General features: G+C 48.0%; 1 rRNA gene. It reads left to right on the top strand.

What is annotated here, in order from left to right:
* Positions 1-204: 204 nt before the first annotated feature.
* Positions 205-1,217, top strand: a 16S ribosomal RNA gene (locus GA0061081_RS10940); the annotation flags it as partial.

The raw sequence follows: 1,217 nt of genomic DNA, 5'->3' as shown, positions 1-1,217 counted from the left end.
CCCTTGAGACAGCAAACTAAATCAGCGAAAAGTTGATTAAAAATAGAAGCTGTCAGCTCTTTAAAAAGAAGAAACAGACAATCTGTGTGGGCACTTGCGAGACGAAGAATTAAAAGTCTACGGACTTAAAAAAATCAAGTCTTGATAAGTGACACTGAAGATTCATTTGAATATGTCAGAGACAGTTATTGAGCATCAAACTTTAAATTGAAGAGTTTGATCATGGCTCAGATTGAACGCTGGCGGCAGGCTTAACACATGCAAGTCGAACGGTAACATGAGTGCTTGCACTTGATGACGAGTGGCGGACGGGTGAGTAAAGTATGGGGATCTGCCGAATGGAAGGGGACAACAGTTGGAAACGACTGCTAATACCGTATAAAGTCGTAAGACCAAAGCATGGGACTTTCGGGCCATGCGCCATTTGATGAACCCATATGGGATTAGCTAGTAGGTGGGGTAAAGGCTCACCTAGGCGACGATCTCTAGCTGGTCTGAGAGGATGACCAGCCACACTGGAACTGAGACACGGTCCAGACTCCTACGGGAGGCAGCAGTGGGGAATATTGCACAATGGGGGGAACCCTGATGCAGCCATGCCGCGTGTATGAAGAAGGCCTTCGGGTTGTAAAGTACTTTCGGTGATGAGGAAGGTAATGTATCTAATAGGTGCATTAATTGACGTTAATCACAGAAGAAGCACCGGCTAACTCCGTGCCAGCAGCCGCGGTAATACGGAGGGTGCGAGCGTTAATCGGAATGACTGGGCGTAAAGGGCATGTAGGCGGATAATTAAGTTAGGTGTGAAAGCCCTGGGCTCAACCTAGGAATTGCACTTAAAACTGGTTAACTAGAGTATTGTAGAGGAAGGTAGAATTCCACGTGTAGCGGTGAAATGCGTAGAGATGTGGAGGAATACCGGTGGCGAAGGCGGCCTTCTGGACAGATACTGACGCTGAGATGCGAAAGCGTGGGGAGCAAACAGGATTAGATACCCTGGTAGTCCACGCTGTAAACGATGTCGATTTGGAGTTTGTTGCCTAGAGTGATGGGCTCCGAAGCTAACGCGATAAATCGACCGCCTGGGGAGTACGGCCGCAAGGTTAAAACTCAAATGAATTGACGGGGGCCCGCACAAGCGGTGGAGCATGTGGTTTAATTCGATGCAACGCGAAGAACCTTACCTGGTCTTGACATCCACAGAATCTTGTAGAGAT

The organism is Gilliamella bombicola, from assembly GCF_900094945.1.
Taxonomy (GTDB): domain Bacteria; phylum Pseudomonadota; class Gammaproteobacteria; order Enterobacterales; family Orbaceae; genus Gilliamella; species Gilliamella bombicola.
This window is presented reverse-complemented; position numbering and strand designations above follow the sequence as displayed.